Annotated in this window: 22 protein-coding genes; 15 read left to right on the top strand and 7 right to left on the bottom strand. The window is 69.0% G+C overall.

Annotation, left to right across the window (positions count from 1 at the left end; genetic code table 11):
• Positions 1-125: 125 nt before the first annotated feature.
• Positions 126-488 (bottom strand): hypothetical protein, encoded by a 363-nt coding sequence (locus tag Apa02nite_RS47125; RefSeq protein WP_203830974.1) that lies wholly within the window; start codon positions 486-488, stop codon positions 126-128.
• A complete protein-coding gene (locus tag Apa02nite_RS47120) occupies positions 485-838 on the bottom strand; it encodes a sensor histidine kinase (RefSeq protein WP_203830973.1) in 354 nt (117 codons plus the stop codon). The genes Apa02nite_RS47125 and Apa02nite_RS47120 overlap by 4 nt, the downstream gene beginning before the upstream one ends.
• Between Apa02nite_RS47120 and Apa02nite_RS47115 the strand changes: the two genes are divergently transcribed.
• Positions 804-1,193, top strand: coding sequence for a hypothetical protein (locus tag Apa02nite_RS47115; protein WP_203830972.1), 390 nt, complete (start codon positions 804-806; stop codon positions 1,191-1,193). The two genes, Apa02nite_RS47120 and Apa02nite_RS47115, sit on opposite strands and share 35 nt — an antisense overlap.
• Positions 1,194-1,360: 167 nt before the next feature.
• Here the strand turns inward: Apa02nite_RS47115 and Apa02nite_RS47110 are convergent, their stop codons facing one another.
• The 3 genes from Apa02nite_RS47110 to Apa02nite_RS47100 all read right to left on the bottom strand — a co-directional run bounded on the left by Apa02nite_RS47110 (position 1,361) and on the right by Apa02nite_RS47100 (position 3,136).
• Positions 1,361-1,729 carry a hypothetical protein gene (locus tag Apa02nite_RS47110; protein ID WP_203830971.1) on the bottom strand — a complete coding sequence of 123 codons (369 nt, stop codon included), beginning with the start codon at positions 1,727-1,729 and terminating at the stop codon, positions 1,361-1,363.
• A complete protein-coding gene (locus Apa02nite_RS47105; RefSeq protein WP_203830970.1) occupies positions 1,726-2,058 on the bottom strand; it encodes a hypothetical protein in 333 nt (110 codons plus the stop codon). Before Apa02nite_RS47105 ends, Apa02nite_RS47110 begins: the two co-directional genes overlap by 4 nt.
• A gap of 106 nt (positions 2,059-2,164) precedes the next feature.
• Complete coding sequence (locus Apa02nite_RS47100; RefSeq protein WP_203830969.1) at positions 2,165-3,136, bottom strand: quinone oxidoreductase family protein; 972 nt, start codon at positions 3,134-3,136, stop codon at positions 2,165-2,167.
• Positions 3,137-3,230: 94 nt separating this feature from the next.
• Between Apa02nite_RS47100 and Apa02nite_RS47095 the strand changes: the two genes are divergently transcribed.
• The 5 genes from Apa02nite_RS47095 (at position 3,231) to Apa02nite_RS47075 (ending at position 8,930) form a co-directional block, all read left to right on the top strand.
• A complete protein-coding gene (locus tag Apa02nite_RS47095) occupies positions 3,231-3,587 on the top strand; it encodes a MarR family winged helix-turn-helix transcriptional regulator (RefSeq protein ID WP_203830968.1) in 357 nt (118 codons plus the stop codon).
• Positions 3,588-3,767: 180 nt separating this feature from the next.
• Entirely contained in the window at positions 3,768-4,550 is a 783-nt protein-coding gene (locus Apa02nite_RS47090) for an SDR family NAD(P)-dependent oxidoreductase (RefSeq protein ID WP_203830967.1), read from the top strand.
• Entirely contained in the window at positions 4,550-7,594 is a 3,045-nt protein-coding gene (locus Apa02nite_RS47085) for an SUMF1/EgtB/PvdO family nonheme iron enzyme (protein WP_203830966.1), read from the top strand. Before Apa02nite_RS47090 ends, Apa02nite_RS47085 begins: the two co-directional genes overlap by 1 nt.
• Entirely contained in the window at positions 7,591-7,806 is a 216-nt protein-coding gene (locus Apa02nite_RS47080) for a hypothetical protein (RefSeq protein ID WP_203830965.1), read from the top strand. Before Apa02nite_RS47085 ends, Apa02nite_RS47080 begins: the two co-directional genes overlap by 4 nt.
• Positions 7,807-8,015: 209 nt before the next feature.
• The gene (locus tag Apa02nite_RS47075; RefSeq protein WP_203830964.1) at positions 8,016-8,930 is read left to right on the top strand and encodes a class I fructose-bisphosphate aldolase; all 915 of its coding nucleotides are present in this window, start codon (positions 8,016-8,018) and stop codon (positions 8,928-8,930) included.
• Here the strand turns inward: Apa02nite_RS47075 and Apa02nite_RS47070 are convergent.
• A complete protein-coding gene (locus Apa02nite_RS47070) occupies positions 8,860-9,354 on the bottom strand; it encodes a hypothetical protein (RefSeq protein ID WP_203830963.1) in 495 nt (164 codons plus the stop codon). The genes Apa02nite_RS47075 and Apa02nite_RS47070 overlap by 71 nt on opposite strands.
• A gap of 148 nt (positions 9,355-9,502) precedes the next feature.
• On the opposite strand from Apa02nite_RS47070, the gene Apa02nite_RS47065 reads away from it, so the two are divergent.
• The gene (locus tag Apa02nite_RS47065; protein WP_203830962.1) at positions 9,503-9,775 is read left to right on the top strand and encodes a hypothetical protein; all 273 of its coding nucleotides are present in this window, start codon (positions 9,503-9,505) and stop codon (positions 9,773-9,775) included.
• A gap of 97 nt (positions 9,776-9,872) precedes the next feature.
• On the opposite strand, the gene Apa02nite_RS47060 is transcribed toward Apa02nite_RS47065, so the two are convergent.
• Positions 9,873-10,409, bottom strand: a complete 537-nt coding sequence (locus Apa02nite_RS47060; RefSeq protein WP_203830961.1) for a DUF4240 domain-containing protein — start codon at positions 10,407-10,409, stop codon at positions 9,873-9,875.
• A gap of 304 nt (positions 10,410-10,713) precedes the next feature.
• Between Apa02nite_RS47060 and Apa02nite_RS47055 the strand changes: the two genes are divergently transcribed.
• From Apa02nite_RS47055 to Apa02nite_RS47020, 8 genes are all read left to right on the top strand, one after another.
• Complete coding sequence (locus Apa02nite_RS47055) at positions 10,714-11,385, top strand: hypothetical protein (protein ID WP_203830960.1); 672 nt, start codon at positions 10,714-10,716, stop codon at positions 11,383-11,385.
• Positions 11,370-12,020 carry a GGDEF domain-containing protein gene (locus tag Apa02nite_RS47050; RefSeq protein ID WP_203830959.1) on the top strand — a complete coding sequence of 217 codons (651 nt, stop codon included), beginning with the start codon at positions 11,370-11,372 and terminating at the stop codon, positions 12,018-12,020. Before Apa02nite_RS47055 ends, Apa02nite_RS47050 begins: the two co-directional genes overlap by 16 nt.
• Positions 12,021-12,138: 118 nt before the next feature.
• Positions 12,139-13,074 (top strand): amidoligase family protein, encoded by a 936-nt coding sequence (locus Apa02nite_RS47045; protein WP_203830958.1) that lies wholly within the window; start codon positions 12,139-12,141, stop codon positions 13,072-13,074.
• Complete coding sequence (locus tag Apa02nite_RS47040; RefSeq protein WP_203830957.1) at positions 13,062-13,691, top strand: class II glutamine amidotransferase domain-containing protein; 630 nt, start codon at positions 13,062-13,064, stop codon at positions 13,689-13,691. The genes Apa02nite_RS47045 and Apa02nite_RS47040 overlap by 13 nt, the downstream gene beginning before the upstream one ends.
• Positions 13,692-13,793: 102 nt before the next feature.
• Positions 13,794-14,756: a DUF4192 domain-containing protein gene (locus tag Apa02nite_RS47035; protein WP_203830956.1), complete on the top strand. Its 963-nt coding sequence runs from the start codon at positions 13,794-13,796 to the stop codon at positions 14,754-14,756.
• 105 nt (positions 14,757-14,861) lie between these two features.
• The gene (locus Apa02nite_RS47030; protein WP_203830955.1) at positions 14,862-15,383 is read left to right on the top strand and encodes a hypothetical protein; all 522 of its coding nucleotides are present in this window, start codon (positions 14,862-14,864) and stop codon (positions 15,381-15,383) included.
• A 2-nt stretch (positions 15,384-15,385) separates the two neighbouring features.
• Positions 15,386-15,913, top strand: a complete 528-nt coding sequence (locus Apa02nite_RS47025) for a hypothetical protein (RefSeq protein WP_203830954.1) — start codon at positions 15,386-15,388, stop codon at positions 15,911-15,913.
• Positions 15,910-16,782, top strand: coding sequence for a DNA-processing protein DprA (locus Apa02nite_RS47020; protein WP_203830953.1), 873 nt, complete (start codon positions 15,910-15,912; stop codon positions 16,780-16,782). The genes Apa02nite_RS47025 and Apa02nite_RS47020 overlap by 4 nt, the downstream gene beginning before the upstream one ends.
• Positions 16,783-16,809 lie beyond the last annotated feature (27 nt).

Below are 16,809 nucleotides of genomic sequence, written 5' to 3'. Positions count from 1 at the left end.
GAGGTGTCACCGCTCCCCTCGGATTCGTCCGAAGGGCGGGCTTGGATGACCGGCCTGGCGTGATACCGAACGTGAGCGGCACGCCCGGTTCGGCGATAGGCGGATCCGCCGCATCGGCGGCAGGGTCAGCGCGGGCTGCCGGGCCACAGGCGTAGGGCCTGGTCGACGAAGCGCATCAGGTCGGTGCGGGTGACGCCGCTGCCGGCCTGCACGGAGAAGCCGTGGTTGAGCGCGACCAGGTAGCCGGCGAGGTCGCCCTGTTCGGCGGCGCGCTCGAGTCGCGTCGTCAGCAGTTCGAGTTCGCGGACGCGCCGTGGTGCGGCGGCGTGGAGCTGCTGAGGGGCCGCCCTGGCAGCGATCCGGTGCGATCGTCGGACAGGTTCGGACCGACGGTCGCGAAGCGGAGGAGGGGAGAAATGACAGTGAGGCTTCGCCGCGAACCGCCGGCCTCGGAGCACCGCGTCGGCCAGGACCTGCGCTCTGATCATGATCGGCCGCCATCATCCGCGTTACTCGGCTGCCTTTCCCGTGGAAGTTCGGCGGTCACCTGCCAGCCGCCGTCGGGTTCGCGCCCGGCGGCGAACCGGCCGCCCAGCAACTGCACCCGCTCGCGCATGCCGACCAGCCCGAAGCCGCCGCCGTAGCGCTTCGGCTGTGCACCGGGCCGGCCGTCGTCGCGGACCGTGACCCGCACCAGGCCGTCCGCGGCCAGGACTGTAACGGCGATCTCGCGCGCCCCGGCAGCGTGCCGGCGCGCGTTGGTCACCGACTCCTGCACCAGCCGCAGCACCGACGTCGCGACCGTGGCGGGGATCGGCTCGGCTTCCTCGATCGTCAACGTCCTGGGCACGCTGCCCGACGCCAGCAACGTCTGGGCGGCCTGCGGCGCCGACCGGATCGGTGCCGGTGGCAGCGTCGAGGAGAACGCCTACCTGAAGGCCGGTGACTATCGGCTGACCGTGACCGCCGGTGCGCTGACCCTCACGAAGAACGGCACCAAGGTCTGGTCTCCCGACAGGGGCGGCGCCCAGCTGACCCTGCAGACCGACGGCAACCTCGTCATGACCGACAAGAACGGCGCGCCGACCTGGGCCACCGGCACCTTCGGCAAGTCCGCGGGCTGGCTGGTCCTGGGCACCGACGGCTCCCTGCGCCTGTACGACGCGGCCGGTAAGCAGGTCTGGACCCGCTGACCTGCCACAGAACCGAGGGGGCACGTGCCACGTCGGCCGTGCCCCGTCCGGTGGGATCCGGATCGGTGCTCCGTGGGACGTAGGTGCGGAGGACCGTGTGGGCGTCCTGGGGTCGGTGGGGCGATGGCCGCGGGGCGCTGTGCGGCGGGTGACCGGTGCCGCACCGGTCACCGCTGTCGCGCCAGGCGCAGACTCAGGTCGGTGTGCTCGGTGAAGAACGTTCGCAGCATGGCGAGCAGTTCCTCGAGGTCCCGCAGTTGCGGGCCGGTCTGCAGCAGGGTCATGATCTGGCCGTCGAACGTGCCGATGTCGCTCTCGGCGTGATAGCAGCCGGCCTCACCATCGAGCGCGACGGTGATCTCCATACTGGGATCCGCCGCCCCGTCATAGGGATAGACGCTGAGCCAGCAGGACACTCCGCCGGTCCGCGTGCGCCGGCCACCCGCTGGTGTCAGCAATCGGGGATCGGCCGCTCGCAGCCGATCGCCCTCGCTGCGCAGCAGCGCGACCAGCGCATCCTGTTCGTAGGCGCTCATCGCTCCACCACTACGAAGTCCTCGTCGGCGTCAACATAGGGCGTGCTCGTGCCGAGAGCCACCGACGCGATCACGCTGTCCCGGATGACGATGTCGTAGACAGTGCCCGGATCGAGGCCGCACACCGGGCACACCTGCGGATAGCCCTGCACCCGGACCAGGCGCGCGGGGAGGCCGAGGTCGTTGCCGCCCCATCGGAGGGCTTCGCCGACCGTGTACCGATGGGCACGCCGGTCGCCGTAGCTGAACTGGACCTCTCGCGTGATCTCGCTGCCGCACCGGAGGCAGGTCTCGGCCTCGGGCACGACGACGATGTTGAAAGCGCTCACGACAACAGCTCCACCGGGCAGGGGCAGGAATCTGGGATCCGGCCTCGTCCAGTCTGCGACCTGTCGTCGGTCAGGTCGAGCGTCAGTCGCTTCGGCTGCGGCCGTGTCAGCGGACGCGCAGGACGAGTTTGCCGCGGTTCACGCCGGCCGCGAGCTGGTCGAGTGCGAGCTTCGCGTCGGCGAGGGGCACTTCGCCGGTGATGTCGATGCGTACCGCGCCGGTCTGCAAGAGGTCGAGGCCGGCCTGGCCGAAGCGGGTCACGAGCTGCGGCGCGTGGCGGGCGAGGTGGCCGATGTTGAAGCCGCCGACCATCCGGTTGTTCTTCCACAGCGGCTGGACGGGCAGGGTCAGGTCCGGGTGGTTGCCGGCGTCACCGAAGGCGACGAGGCGGCCGAACGGTGCGAGCAGGTCGATGCTGGCCGCTCGGGTGGCGCCGCCCACCGGGTCGAGCACGACGTCGATGCCTGCTCCGTCGAGGAGGTCGCTGACCGTGCCAGGAAATTCATTTCGTACGACGATGTGGTCGTAGCCGAACGAGCGGGCGAACTCCACCTTGGCCGCCGACCCGACCGTACCGATGATTGTGCCGGCGCCGAGCGCGCGGGCGATCTGGGCCGCCGCGGTTCCCACCCCGCCGGCGGCGGCGTGGATGAGGACGGTGTCGCCGGGCTGCAGGTGCCCGCTGCCGACGAGCGCCCCGTACGCCGTCGTCAGGACCGTCGGCGCCGCGGCGGCACTGTCCAGGCGCAGGTCCTTGGCGGCGTAGGTGAAGGCGGCCGGTGCGACGACGTACTCGGCGTACCCGCCGAAGTTCGGCAGGTAGGCGGTCACCGCCTGCCCTTCGTCGAAACCGGTGACCCCGTCGCCGAGTGCTACGACCCGGCCGGCTGCTTCGAGGCCGGGGATGTCGCCGTCGGTCTCGGCGGGTCCGAAGTCGCCGCGCCAGTGCTGGAGTTCGGCGAAGTTCACCCCGGCATACGCGACCTCGATGAGCACCTCGCCCGGCCCGGGCTGCGGGATCGGCCGTGCGAAGACGCTGAACTGCCCGCCGTTGATGGTGAACCCGACCGCCCGCATGAAAGCCTCCCGTTTTGTATCCACGTGGATGTATTCTGCCGGAGATACTTCCACGTGGATATAGTTGCCGGTAGTCCGACGTGAGGAGACCCGCATGCCCGCCGCCGACCGCTGGCGTGAGCTGCACCGGCTCCACGTCCGGGTCGAGGTCGCCATCGAGGCCGCGCTGCGGGCGCATCGGCTGACCGCCGGCGAGTACGCCATCCTCGAGGTCCTCGCCGAGCACGGGCACGCCCGGATGCAGCTGCTGGCGCAAGCGGTGGAGTTGCCGCAGAGCACCACCAGCCGGCTGGTCGCCCAGTTGGAGCAGACCGGCCTGCTGGAGCGCTACCTCTGCGAAGCCGACCGGCGCGGCGTTTTCACGAGCATCACCGCCGACGGCCGGGTAGCGCAGCGCGCGGCCCAGGTGAGCTACGAGGAGGCCCTGGAGTCGACGCTGCCCCGGCCATAGCTCACCGCTCGCCGGCTGCGGTGCGTGACAGCCAAGACAAGTTGGCGTCTTTGTTTGTTCGCGGTGATCGCGCCTGATCAATGAGCCTGGCGTGGCCGTCCGCCGGTGGTTGCTTCGCGGTGCCTAGCCGACGCAGTGATACAGGTACTACCCTGCGCTACAGGAGCTGGCTATGCGTAGATGATCGTCGATGTCGGAGGCGACATGTCGGAAAGCGTCGGCAGTGAGGTCTCAACTCCGCTGAGGGTCATGGTGACCGGCGGGACGGGAACGCTCGGAGAGGCAGTCGTTCTGGCCTTCGCCAAGGCAGGCCATCGGACCTACTTTCAATATTGCCGGAACGAGCGTAATGCCAACCGCCTGACGGAAGCACTGGGCGCCGAAGGATTCAAGATCGATTTCTCGCGAGACTTCACCCTGCCGGAATCGGATTTCGACGTCCTCGTCAACTGCGCAGGAATCAATATCTCCCGAGAACAGGCTCATTCGGTGGACGCGACCTCATGGGATCGGATGCTGCGGGTCAACGTGACCGTCCCGTTCCTGCTCTCGCAGGCAGTGCTCCCCGGCATGCTGCGCCGCGGCTGGGGCCGGATCATCAACGTGGGCTCCATCTACAGCCTGCGCGGCGCCGTCAACCGCGCACCATATGTCGCCTCCAAGCACGCACTCAGCGGTCTGACGAAAGTCATGGCCCTCGAATACGCGACCACCGGCGTCACCTGCAACGAGATATGCCCGAGTGCCATCGACTCCGACATGATCATGCGCATCGCCGAGAATACCGCCCGGGCTCGTGGCGTGACCGTCGACGACATTCTGGACGAGTACCGGGCGATGAACCCGGTCGGGCGGATGGCCACGGCCGGCGAGGTCGCCTCCGCCGTCCTTTACCTGGCCAGCCCGGAGGCCGGCTTCATCAATGGGACGTCGATACCGGTCGACGGAGGGCAGATCGTCTGATGACCCGACCGGCGCGCACCGAATTCGTAGGGGAACCGTCCTTCGGCAGGCGAGTGCAGTTCGGGATCTGGAGCGACGGGCCGGTACCTGCCGAGGAGCTTCAGCTCAGGCTCCGCGACCATGGCCAGCAGGTGGTGATCGCTCAAGGTGACCGGGACACACCGGTCGATTGCTTCGTTGCGCTGACTCGCACACCGCCGAACCTGGCACAGCGAGCCATCCTTACCAAGCTTGCCAATCGTGCAGCGATCACGATCGCCGTTGAGCAGCCACTGCTGGATCCCGACGTGCCCGAGGCGTGGCCGCGGGACATTAGCCTGCGCTGGAGCGGGCAGATCAACGAACTCACCACGCTGGCTGCGGATCTGATGACCCTGGTCCGACCGGCCGGGCCGATATTCAGCCGGCTGCCGACGCTGTTACCCGCTGACGAAACCGTGCCGGGCGCGGATGTGGCCACGAGCCGCGACATGCTGGTCGAGAAACTCAACGGTCGCCTGCGCCCCCGGGCCGTCCCCGTCGCCGCGGCCCTGTGGAACGACCTCTACGCAAACCGCAAAGCGGTGAGCCGGACCGACTACAGCCTTCGTCGGCTTGCCGCGTGGACAGCCCATCCCGGAAGCCGGTCACTGGTAAACCTGCGCCTGGCCCGGCCCGAAGACCTCACGGTGTCGTTGACCAAACCGCTGTCGCTCGACGAGGTCATCAGTGACCCGCTGACCCGGCCCTTGGTCATGCTGCTGGGTGAACCGAGCGCGGGAAAAAGTCTGCAGCTGCGGTACTACGACGCCCACGCTGCCCTGCGGTGCCTCGAAATGTGGCCGGACACCGAGGCGGTCCCGGCGACCTTCTACGTGGCGTTGGCCGACCAGCCGGCGAAACCGAACATCTCCTTGGCCTGGCTGCGGCAACGCTGGGCCTTGGCCGTCGACGTGGCCCGATGGTGCGACTTCGACCAGTTCCTCGGTGACGGCGGCACGGTACTGCTCGACGGGCTCAACGAAGGCGGCGTGCGGGGTCTGGAGCCGGAGCAGTGGATGACGCAATGGCGCGACGTCATCCAGGAAATGTTCGACCACGGTGTGGGGAAAGTGGTCGTCACCTGCCGGACGCGGGATCAGGTGGTGCAGATGAACGTGCCGCGTGATCGGCCACCGACGAAGGTGACGATCCTTTCGCTGTCCCGTGGGGAGATCCTCGCGATCGCGACAGCGCGCAACGTCGACATGGCTCGCCGGCTCGCCCAGGCGTTCGACGACGATCCACGCTTGGTCGAGCTGTACGCGAATCCAGTCCGACTGCATTCGTATCTTGAGTCCGGCGTCCGTTGGGTCGCGACCACCAGCACGCGGCTGTTCGGCGGGGAACTGGCTACGGCGATCATCCGGGAATGGGGACACGACCTGCCACACGGCAGGCTGATACCGGGAGCACAGGCGAGCAATCTGGAGGCGATGAGCAGAGCCAACCAAGACCCGTGGCCGGAGTTGGAGACGATTCCTCTGGTCCGAGCGCTCGGCCAGTTGGCCAAGCAATTGTCGTTACCGGCGATGCCGAACGGGCCCGCTCGGCTAGTGATGCCTCCCGGCGAGACCGGCGAGTTCCTGGCCCGCACGATCCGTCAGGTCGACGACCATCCCGTGAAGCCGCAGGAAGCGTTGGAGACCGCGAAAGACCTGGACGTTCTTCGTCTTGACCAGGGCAGGATCCGATTCGCCCACCCGTCGGTGCAGCATCTGTTCGCCGCAGTCGGTTGCAGCATCGACGAACTGGCACAACTGGCCGAGCCGGAACATCAGCCTGTCGCCGACAACGGAGGTCCGCCGGACGCTGGCCCTCCGTCCTACGCACAACACCGCTATGACGAGATATTCCAGTTTGCTGCCCAGCTGCGCGGCGTTGATGTGCCGGCCCGCCTGCTCGCCGTCGACGCTGTCCTTGCCGCACGTGTCTTCGCCGCCATTCGCCACGAAGCGGCCGACAGCGTAGTCCGGGATCGGATCGTCGCGGATCTCCGTACTCAGTTGGACACCTCGTTCGTCCCGCGCATCCGTGCCACTGTCCTGGCTGCACTCGGTGATCTCGGCTGGTCGCTGCCGTCGGCCGGTGCAGGCGGCAGAGGAGCGACGATGATGGTCCCGGCCGGCCGCTGGCGGTTGGGCCGAGTGAACAACGCTGCCGTGCCCGAAGGCAACGTGAGTAGCGAATCCCGCGACATTGATCTGCCGTCGTTTCGGATCTCACGGTTCCCCGTGTCCAACGCGGAGTTCGCCGGATTCGTCGAAGACGGCGGATACCAGGACCCGAGCTTGTGGCCGCCGGAAGGCTGGGAATGGCGCACCCGTCAGCGAGCCCAGGAGGAGTTTGTTGCCGGCTGGCGCCGCCGCCAGATCCGCCTGCAGCAGGACTTCCCGGCCAACACGATCCGGCTTCTGCGCAGCAAGGTGGCGACCCCCGCCGGGGCCGCCGCACTGGTCCGGTTCGCGACGATGACGGAGAGCGAGATGTTCGCCTACGCCCGGGCATTGCAGGAACAACCCCTGACCGCACCCAGGTTCTGGCAGAAGAAGCCGCTACGGAACCGACTGCAGCCGGTGGTCGGGGTGTCGTGGTTCGAAGCGAACGCGTTCTGCGTCTGGCTCAGCCGCAGGCTCGGCACGGCCGTCCGGCTGCCCAGCGAGAACGAGTGGGAAGCGGCATGTCTGCACTCGTGGGGAGTCACCAGCACGGTCGAGATCGCCGAAAGACTCGGCCACGTATTCGGCAACACCAGTGACCTGCGCTGGCCGGCGACCACCCCGATCGGCGCGTTCGCCGCACCGACACAAGCGCGCCGCAACCTCGCCGTGGACATGCTGGGCAACGCCTTCGAGTGGGTCTTCGACCATTACGCACCCGGTGAACACAACCGTCGCATCGTCAAGGGTGGCTCCTGGCGGCACAAACCCTGGCGGGCGCACCCGGCGTACCGTGGCCGTGGAGACGTCGACGCGCAGAACGAAGACCTAGGCTTCCGATTCGTGATCGCAGAGGAACCGGCATGAGCGACAAGGTGATACCCGGCAAACCACATGATGACAGCATGCGGCAGGTCGACGCGGACGATCCCATCGGCGAAATCGCCCTGCTGGCCGACGATCCTGACTCCGACGAGGCGGACATCCTCCGCAAGCTCGAGGCACTCGGCGCCAAATTGAGTCCAGATGAGATCTTTGCCGTACTCGTGCGCTACGACACCCCGGACGTGCTGGGGTAACCCTTCGAGTCGTCTTAGGGCATATCACCGCACAACCACCACGTGTGTGTTTTCGTTGGTCTGCTGTGGCGACAGCGTAGCGAGGCCGATTCGAGGTCGTGTTGAACACGTTCTGTGACAGCGAGGGGCTATCGTGGCAAGCCAATCGCCTCAGGAACGGCCCGCGCGTATCCTGTCGCCCTCACCATGCGCATACAGCGGAGGATTACGTGCTCGTTGAGGTGGGCTTACGGCGCAGACTTCGCCGGTTGGTGCCGGGTGACCGGCCTGCTGTGTGGCTTCCGCTTGACGACGGCCTGATCTCCGGCCCGGAAAATCACCTGCGCGACGTACGTACCCTGCTGCACCGCGAGGTTCTCGAACACGTCACCGCAGTCCTCGGCTTCCGCGGTGTACTCACCGCGGCCCAGCGCGAACTTATCGATACGCCGACTGTCATGAACCTCAGCGCCAGCACCACGATGATGGAACACACCCGCAAAGTCCTCGTAGGGTCGGTGCGAGACGCGATCAGCGGCGGAGCCGATGCGGTCGCATGCCATGTCAACCTGACGTCACCGTATGAGACGGAACAACTCGAGATGCTGAGTCGGCGTGTCGACGAAGCCCAGGCTTACGGACTGCCGGTGGTGGCCTTTGCCTATCCGCGAGGCAGGCAATCCGACGGGACCGACCAGAACTACACCACACTACGCACCCAGGACCCGGACAAGTTTGCCGAACTCGTCCGCCACTGCGTGCGGGTCGCCGTGGAACTCGGAGCGTCCATCGTGAAAACCGTCTACACCGGCTCTGCGGAAACTTTCGGCAGCGTCGTCGATTCGGCGATGGGGGTGCCGGTCCTGATCGCCGGCGAGAAACTCACCGACGAAGAGGAAGCAATCGTCAAAGCGCAGACCGCGGTACGAGCCGGTGCGGCTGGCGTTGCCTACGGCCGCCAGATCTTCGCCCGGCCCGACCCGATCCCGTTTCTTCGAAAGCTGCGCAGCGCTCTGGATGATCAGTGGACGGGAGCGGGCTACGACTCACCGGCCACATCGATGGCAGACGCGGTTATTGGATCTCCCACCGAAGCGGGGTTTCTGCCTGCGGTGACAGTGCCGGCAGCGATTCTTCGTTCGTGATCCGGTCGAGGGTGCCGCCGGTGCGCCGGATCCACCTCCGTCCGTAGCCGTCCACTATCGCCAGGTCAACCCGCGTCGGCGCGCTGCTACTGGAAACCGGCAGCAGCAGGCTCCAGGTTTGACCGGGGCCGATGCCGAGGTGTTCGGAAGCCGCCGCTGGGGACTCGTCCTCTGTGCCCTCAACGAAGGCCTGCACCGTCACGGCTACGTCGTTGCTGTTGCGAACGAGAGCTTTGCGCGGGTTGATCCACCAGAGGCTGACCCGGGCGGCTTGGCTACGCTCCGACTCCTCCAGCACGCGGCGACGGTCTCCGCTCGTGCGGGAGTAGGTGAATGAGGCAAGCGCCAGTGACGAGCCGGTGAGGAGCGAGCCCACCCATGATGGGACATTGCCCCAATCCCATTCCGGCCAGCCGATCGGCATGATTGCACGATACGGCCACGCGCCGGGTGACGCCATGACGATGCCCGGCACCGGACTCGGCCGCCAGCTCCGGCCGCCAAGCCCGTGAATGAACTCGACCGGCGCTGTGCCATCCGGAAGGGGGGCAGGACGTCGCATCGATGGAGCTTTGCTGACCGAACTGGTCGACAGGTTCGAGATCGGGGCCGGGATGCGGCCCGCCGGCGGGGCGTACGGCGGGCTGGTTCCCGCGTTCTTCCGTTTCGGTTCCATGGACGACCATTTCCTCGGCCGGTCCTGCGGTGGCACGGGATCGAAGACACCGGTGCTCGCCTGTGAATGCGGCGAATGGGGATGCTGGCCGCTCAAGACCAGCATCACCGTGACCGATGACCACGTGACCTGGGACGCGTTCGAACCTGGTGACGGCGATCGGCCCTGACGCTGCGTGACGCAGTCCGTGGCACGGATCTGCCGAAAGCCGCGCTATCAAGCGGCCGGACCACCTCTGGCTGATCCGGGCCGCTCGTTCGGGACGGTCAGCGGAGTTCGGGAATGCCGAGGTCCGCGTGCTGGCGCCGGAAAGCCGTCAGGCGTGGAAACTGCTGACGGGCGACGGCGTGATCGGCAAGATCAATGTGTTCTCCGAGCAGATCGGCGGGTCCGTCCGGGTCGTAGCCCAGCGGCCAGGAGCCGGTGATCACGATGTGTGCCTCCGTAGCGAACTCGCCGAACCAGGGCGCACGGGCGTGGTGCACATCTGCGGCGAGCTCGACGAGGCTGTCCGGAGTCCGGATCGTGCGCTCGACCACCGAGCGACCGTACGAAATGATCCAGTCCTGAGCATGGGGCAGATCGTCTTCCTCGACCACACCCAGCAATAGGCAGATCGCGTCGGTCACCGGCCAGGTGTACAGGTGAGACCTGACCTGTTCCCAGAGCTGGACGAAATCAGCGATCTCGGTGGCGCTCAGCACGCGGAGGCGGCGAAACAGCAGGCGCGAGGTGAGCGCGGTGTCGTTGTCACTTTCCCGCCGGCTCTCGGCGATGAGTTCCCACAATCCGCCCTCGTCCACTGCCGGACCATAGCAGCCGGTTCGGCCAGGATCACTCGAGTAGACCGCCGGTGAGCTGGGCTGTTGGGTAGGGCGGTTACGGTTCTGCGCATCACTTCTGTGATCCCGTTTTCGGCACCACCCCGCGGGCTTCGCCGCCCACGAACGCGGTAGTCACCGCCCACCACCCTCACCCGGGTCGGTCGGCCGACGCCGTACGTGGAGATCGCGAACCGCAACCCTCACCGGCCTTGCCGGGATCCGCGGCCTTGCGCCGCCTCGCGCCTGAAAAAGGCGCCTCCTTCCCTGATCCTGGAGGATCGCCATGCCCAGCACCACCCTCGTCTGCCTGCCCGCAGACACCCCGCCCGCCGACGCCGCCTCCGCTGTCGCCGCCCGGCTCGCCGCCGTCGAGCTCGCCGCGACCAGCCTCGTCCGGCACTTCCGGGCCAGCACCCGCTGGCGCCGCAGCGCACTGCTGCTGCCGCAACACGGCACCGCGGCCGGCGGTCCGCTGTGCCGCCTCGAACTCGACGCGATGCGCGCTGACGCGCACCGGTTCTACTGGCATCGCTGGCAGCTCTGGCAGTCCGCGGTCAAAGGCACGCCGACCGCTCGTCCGTTCTGGATGTTCGTGGACCGGCATCGGGCCAACCCGGGCCGCTACGACCTGGAGCGGGCCCGCGCCGACTACCTGGCGCAGCCGCGGCTGGCGGCGATGCGGGTGTTCAACGCGCTGCCGCACCGGCCGTTCGGGTTGCCGACCTCGCACCTGGAGGCGCTGCAGCTGGGTGCCGACGCCTACAGCCACCTGGGCTGGCTGTCGGCGGTGCCGGGTCAGAGCCTGCTCTGCCCGGACGGTGCGCTGCTGGGGTCCGGCGGTGACCGGCTCGACGTGCGGCTGTCGTTCCTGGAGCAGGCCAACGGGTGCCTGACCCTGCTCGACGCCAAGGACGTGCTGGTCGCGGCGGTGACCGAACCGTGGCGGCGGCCGTGAACGGTCTGCTGCCGGTCGTGCTGGCCGACGTGGTGTTGGCCGTCGCCGCGCTGGTCGCGGACCGGGTGTTGGGTGCGGCCGGCCCGGTGTTGGCCGCCCTGCTGCCCGCGCACGCGGCGGTGGTGGGCGCCTGGTTCGTCCGGGTACGCGCTGAGCTGGCCGAGGCCCGCCGGGATCCGGTCACCGAGCTGTTCGTGCGGCGGGTCGCCGAACGGCACCTCGACCGGGTGCGCGGGCCGGTGACCGTCGCGCTGCTCGACGCCGACGACCTGCGCGGCGTCAACACCCGGTTCGGTCACGCCGGTGGCGACGCGCTGCTGGCCGCGCTCGGGCAACGGCTGTGCGCGGCGGCGGTCGCCGGTGATGTGGTCGCCCGCCTCGGTGGCGACGAGTTCGTGCTGATCAGCCACCGGCCGGTCGTGGCGGTGCACCGCGGGCTGCTGGCCGCGCTGGCGGCGCCGGTCACCCTGTTCGGCTGCGTCGTACCGATGAAGGTCAGTGTCGGTATCTGCCGCAGCGCCGGCGGTGACCATCGGCGGGCCTTGGCCCGCGCCGACCGGCTGATGTACGTCGCCAAGCGGCACGGCGGCGGCATCGTCCACCTCTCGTCACCACCGGTGAACGCACCGCGGTGACGACGCGGCCGCCCGACGGCCGCTGATCCATCCATCCCGATGTCCCCACCCGCCTGACCGGCGTGGACACCGGGCGTGGAGACCCGGTGCGGGGACACCTTTTCCGGAGGTGACACCCATGACGTGTGAACGCTGCGAGCAACCAGCGGCACACCCCACCCGCACCCTGACCGGTGCGCTGATCTGCGCCGAGTGCCTCGTCGACTTCTACACCCGGTGCGGCGGCTGCGACGGCTGGCACCACAGCGACGAGCACTGCCCGAACAGCTGCCCGTGCGGCGACGACGACTGCGACCTGTGCGCCGACGACGCGTTCGACGACCTCGTGCACGACTACTCCTACCAGCCCCGGCCGGTCTTCCACGGCGACGGGCCGCTGTTCCTGGGACCGGAGATCGAAGTCGAGGTCGGTGCCGGCAACCCGCACCGGTGCGCCGAGATCGCCTTCCGCGGGCTCGGCGACCTTGGCTACCTCAAACGCGACGGGTCCCTGACCTGCGGGTTCGAGATCGTCACGCATCCGATGGCCTACGACTGGGCGCTGGCGAACTTCCCGTGGGACATGCTCGGGCGGCTGCGCGACAACGGCTGCCTGGCCACCGACACGACCGGGATCCACGTGCACCTGTCCCGGGCCGGGTTCTCGTCGGTCGCGCACTCGTACCGATGGATGAAGTTCATCTATCGCAATGAGCGCCAGGTGCAGCAGGTCGCGCGCCGGGAGGCGTCGCAGTGGGCGGCGTTCTGTCCCGAGGACCGGCGCGCGATCAAGAACTACGTCAAGGGCGACTGGTACGGGCCGCGCTACCGGGCGATCAACACCAACAACGAGCACACGTTCGAACTGCGGGTCTTCGCCGGGTCATTGGATCCGCAGACCATCCAGGCGGCGTTCGCGTTCTCGGTCGCCACGGTCGAATACACCCGGCAGCTGAGTGTCGCCGCGATCGCCAGCGGTGGCTGGGGCTGGGCGGCGTTCACCGGCTGGCTCGCCGGGCAGTCCGCCTATACGCCGCTGGTGCGTCAGCTGGAGGCGCTGTCATGTGCCTGCTGACGTTCCTGCCCGGCGGGGTGCCGCCGCAGGTGGACGCCCTGTACAACGGCAGCCTGGTCAACACCGACGGGCACGGTTTCGCGATCGTCACGACCGGCGGGCTGCTGGTGCGCCACGGGATGGACGCTGCGCCGCTGATCGACGAGTTCGTGGCGGCGCGGTGGGCGCACCCGGACGGCGACGCGTTGTTCCACTCCCGGCTCGCGACCGGAGGCACCGTCAGCCTGGACAACTGCCATCCGTACGCCGTCGGCGCCGACCCGCGCACCGTGCTCGCGCACAACGGGGTCCTGCCGATCCACCCGGACCGCGCCGACCCGCGCTCGGACACCCGGATCGTCGCCGAATCCCTGATCGGGCAGTGGGGTTCGCTGCGGCATCGGCGCACCCGGCTGCGGTTGCAGCGGTGGATGGGTCCGGCCAACAAGATGGTGCTGCTGAGTGTGGATCGCCGGTTCCGGCGCACGTCGTATCTGCTCAACGAGCAGGCGGGGGAGTGGTCCGGCGGGATCTGGTACTCCAACCGCGGCTACCGGGACTGGCCCGACCTCGACGACCTCGACGGCCCCGATGATCTCGGCATCGGTCCGTTGAGCTGGCCGCTACCTCGTTCCTGACCGTTTTTCATCACCCCTCGCCGGGGACCCGTGCACCACTCCCGGCGGACAGCCGGGTGATGCACGGGCTCCTCGGCGGACCATCCGCAAAGGAGAACTGCCATGCAGAAACGCACCATCCGCATCGCCAACCCGGTCGACGCCGCCACCCTCGTCCCGTACCTGCTCGGCTACCAGCCGCAGAACAGCCTCGCCATGCTGGCCGTCGAGGACGGGCAGTTGCGCCTCGCCGGCGCGCAGGCGCTGCCGGACGGCGACGACCCCCGCCCGCTCGGCCACCACCTGGCCGACGTGCTGCTCAGCAACGGCCTGAACCAGGCGCTGCTGATCGGCTACGGCCCGCACGAGCCGATGACCGACGCCGTCGACACCGCCATCGCGGTGTTCACCGACCGCGGCATCACCGTGCTCGACGCGATGCGCGTCGGCGAGGGCCGGCTCTGGCACCTGGGCTGCGACGAACCCCACTGCACGATCAAAAGTCTTCCGTACGACCCGGCGAGCACGATCGTCGCCGCCGAGGCCACCTACGCCGGCATGCAGATCGCCGTCGACCGGGACGCGCTGGCCACCCGGCTCGCCCCGATCAGCGGCGCCGACCAGCAACGCATGAACGCGGCGATCCTGGCCGCCGTGCACACCCTGGCACAGCCGTTGCGCACCGACGACCGGCTCGGCGAGCGCATCGCCACCCTCGTCGCCGAAGCGCTCACCGCGGCACGCCAGGATTCACAGCTCAGCGACGACCACGCCGCCCAGCTGCTGATCCTGCTCGCCTTCACGCACCTGCGCGACGCCGCGGTGCCGCTGGTGCACGGCAGCCGCCACCACATCGCGGTGTGGAGCGACCTGACCCGCCGGGCCGGCGCCGGCAGCCTGGCCTGCGCCCCGGCGACGTTCCTGGCCCTGGCCGCGGCACAGGCCGGCGACGGTGTGACCGCCGTGCTGGCCGCCGACCGCGCCTGCCAGGCCGATCCCGGCGACGAGTTCGCCGAGCTGGTCCAGCACGTCATCCACTCCGGGATCAGCCCGGAAGCCGTGCACCAGGCGCTGCACCGGCGCTGACCCACCCGTAGCACCGGCCGACGCCCGGCCACCTCTCACACGAGAATCCCGGGCGCCGCCGTGACAGCGCGCCCGGGATCTCCTTTGTTGGAAAGGGACATCCCGATGGGCTACACCCACTACTGGAGCCTGCTGCTCAACGACCCCGCCTACCAGACCTGCTGGCCGCAACTGGTCAGCGACACCGCCCGGATCGTCGACGCCGCGCGCCGCGCCGGCATCGTCATCACCGGCCCGTACGGCTGGGGCCGCCCGACCTTCGACCCCGGCTGCGACATCAGCTTCAACGGCGACGGCGCCGACGACCTGTCCGCCGACACGTTCGTCCTACCCGTCCCCGAGCGCGACGAGCAGCGCCCGCTGTGGATCGCCAACTTCTGCAAGACCCACCGCCGACCGTACGACCTGGCCGTCACCGCCACCCTGCTGCGCTGCCGGCTGCTCGCCCCGCACGCGCTGACGCTCAGCAGCGACGGCGCCTGGAACCGGCAGTGGAAATACGGCCGCAAACTCCCCGGCAGCCGCCGCCGCGCCCCCAGCCCCCGCGCGCTGCTGTCCACCCTGTTCGGCCCGATCCCGGACACCAACCCGCTGACCGTTCTCGGTCGCCGCGACGGGCAGGCGTGAACATGGACATCCCCGTGCACCTGCGGCACCGCCCGACCAGCAGCGGCCTGGTCGTCCCGATCGCCACCCCGCGCACCACCGACGGGCAGTACCTGTTCGGCCTGCTCGACGACCGCCGCCAGCGACTGCTGCTGCTCAACCACCGCTGCCAGGTCTGCGGCAACCTGCTCGGCGAACGCCTGGTGGTCTTCGCCCGCCCCGCCGACCTGCTGCTGTGCTGCACGTCCGAGCCGGCGCTGTGCCCGCCGTGCGCCGCGTACAGCAGCAGCGCCTGCCCGATGCTGGCCGGCCGCCTGGACCACTACCGCACCCGGCCCCGTACCGCCGAGATCGGACTCGGCGCCGGCACGGACAGCCCACTGCGCCGCGGCGCACCCGCCGAGACCTGGCACACCGTCTGGCTCACCGGCTACGAGGTCGTGCCACACCCGGCCCGCCCGGACGTGCTCGCCGCGTCCTGGCTGCACCACCCACCCCTGACGGTCAGACCGATCCACAGCGCCCCTTCACTCCCCAGGCAGGAATCATGACTTCATCCCACGACCGCAGCGCCCGCATCCAACTCGCCTGGCTCTTCGAACCAGGAAACCCCGCCCTGACCAGCCTGGTCACCGACATCGGCGCCGCCCAGGCCGTCTCCTCTTTACAAAAACAACCCCTTGCTCGTACGACGATCCGCCCCGAATTGCGCGCCCACGACGAGGAATGGCTCTGGCAGCGCGCCCGCCACGAAGCCGCCACCGACCATCGCATCCTCGTCCCCGGCGACCCCGACTGGCCGGCCGGCGCCACGGGTATCGCCCTGTGCCTGTGGGCGCAGGGCCCGGCACCCGCACCCCAGCCCACCACCGCGATCACCATCGCCGGATCCCGGGCCTGCACCGCCTACGGCGCGAACCAAGCCACCGACCTGGCCCGTGACCTGTCCGAGCACGGCCTGACCGTCACCACCGACGGTGGGTACGGCATCGCCGTCGCCGCCCTGCGCGGTGCCCTGACCACCGGCCACCCACCGGTAGCCGCCCTACCCAGCGGCCTCGACCAGCTCCACCCGGCCGGCCACCGCGGCCTGCTCACCACGCTGGCCACCGACGGCCTGCTGCTCAGCGCCTATCCACCCGGCACCGCGGCAGTCACCCGCAGCAGGATCGCCCACACCCGGCGCCTGCTCGCCGCCCTCACCGGCGGCACGCTCCTGGTCGAAGCCGCCCCGCGCAGCAGCGTCCTCGACAGCGCCCGCCACGCCCTGGACCTGGGCCGTCCCACGTTGGTCGTCCCAGGACCGGTCACGTCTGTCCACTCGGCCGGCTGCCTCGACCTGCTGCGCGGCGACCCACGAGTGCGTCCCGTCGGCGACGCCACCGACGTCCTGATCGACCTGGAAACCCACCAGCACTGACCCGCGGGCGGCCATCACTGATGGCCG

The organism is Actinoplanes palleronii, assembly GCF_016862315.1.
GTDB lineage: Bacteria > Actinomycetota > Actinomycetes > Mycobacteriales > Micromonosporaceae > Actinoplanes > Actinoplanes palleronii.
This window is presented reverse-complemented; position numbering and strand designations above follow the sequence as displayed.

Bases quoted from the DNA above. Each gene is read 5' to 3' on its own strand.
- Apa02nite_RS47070 (WP_203830963.1), bottom strand. From the start codon at position 9,354: ATGCCGATCGGCTGGCCGGAATGGGATTGGGGCAATGTCCCATCATGG.
- Apa02nite_RS47040 (WP_203830957.1), top strand. From the start codon at position 13,062: ATGTGCCTGCTGACGTTCCTGCCCGGCGGGGTGCCGCCGCAGGTGGAC.
- Apa02nite_RS47125 (WP_203830974.1), bottom strand. From the start codon at position 488: ATGATCAGAGCGCAGGTCCTGGCCGACGCGGTGCTCCGAGGCCGGCGG.
- Apa02nite_RS47035 (WP_203830956.1), top strand. From the start codon at position 13,794: ATGCAGAAACGCACCATCCGCATCGCCAACCCGGTCGACGCCGCCACC.
- Apa02nite_RS47045 (WP_203830958.1), top strand. From the start codon at position 12,139: ATGACGTGTGAACGCTGCGAGCAACCAGCGGCACACCCCACCCGCACC.
- Apa02nite_RS47085 (WP_203830966.1), top strand. From the start codon at position 4,550: ATGACCCGACCGGCGCGCACCGAATTCGTAGGGGAACCGTCCTTCGGC.
- Apa02nite_RS47055 (WP_203830960.1), top strand. From the start codon at position 10,714: ATGCCCAGCACCACCCTCGTCTGCCTGCCCGCAGACACCCCGCCCGCC.
- Apa02nite_RS47090 (WP_203830967.1), top strand. From the start codon at position 3,768: ATGATCGTCGATGTCGGAGGCGACATGTCGGAAAGCGTCGGCAGTGAG.
- Apa02nite_RS47025 (WP_203830954.1), top strand. From the start codon at position 15,386: ATGGACATCCCCGTGCACCTGCGGCACCGCCCGACCAGCAGCGGCCTG.
- Apa02nite_RS47110 (WP_203830971.1), bottom strand. From the start codon at position 1,729: ATGAGCGCCTACGAACAGGATGCGCTGGTCGCGCTGCTGCGCAGCGAG.
- Apa02nite_RS47020 (WP_203830953.1), top strand. From the start codon at position 15,910: ATGACTTCATCCCACGACCGCAGCGCCCGCATCCAACTCGCCTGGCTC.
- Apa02nite_RS47080 (WP_203830965.1), top strand. From the start codon at position 7,591: ATGAGCGACAAGGTGATACCCGGCAAACCACATGATGACAGCATGCGG.
- Apa02nite_RS47030 (WP_203830955.1), top strand. From the start codon at position 14,862: ATGGGCTACACCCACTACTGGAGCCTGCTGCTCAACGACCCCGCCTAC.
- Apa02nite_RS47100 (WP_203830969.1), bottom strand. From the start codon at position 3,136: ATGCGGGCGGTCGGGTTCACCATCAACGGCGGGCAGTTCAGCGTCTTC.
- Apa02nite_RS47095 (WP_203830968.1), top strand. From the start codon at position 3,231: ATGCCCGCCGCCGACCGCTGGCGTGAGCTGCACCGGCTCCACGTCCGG.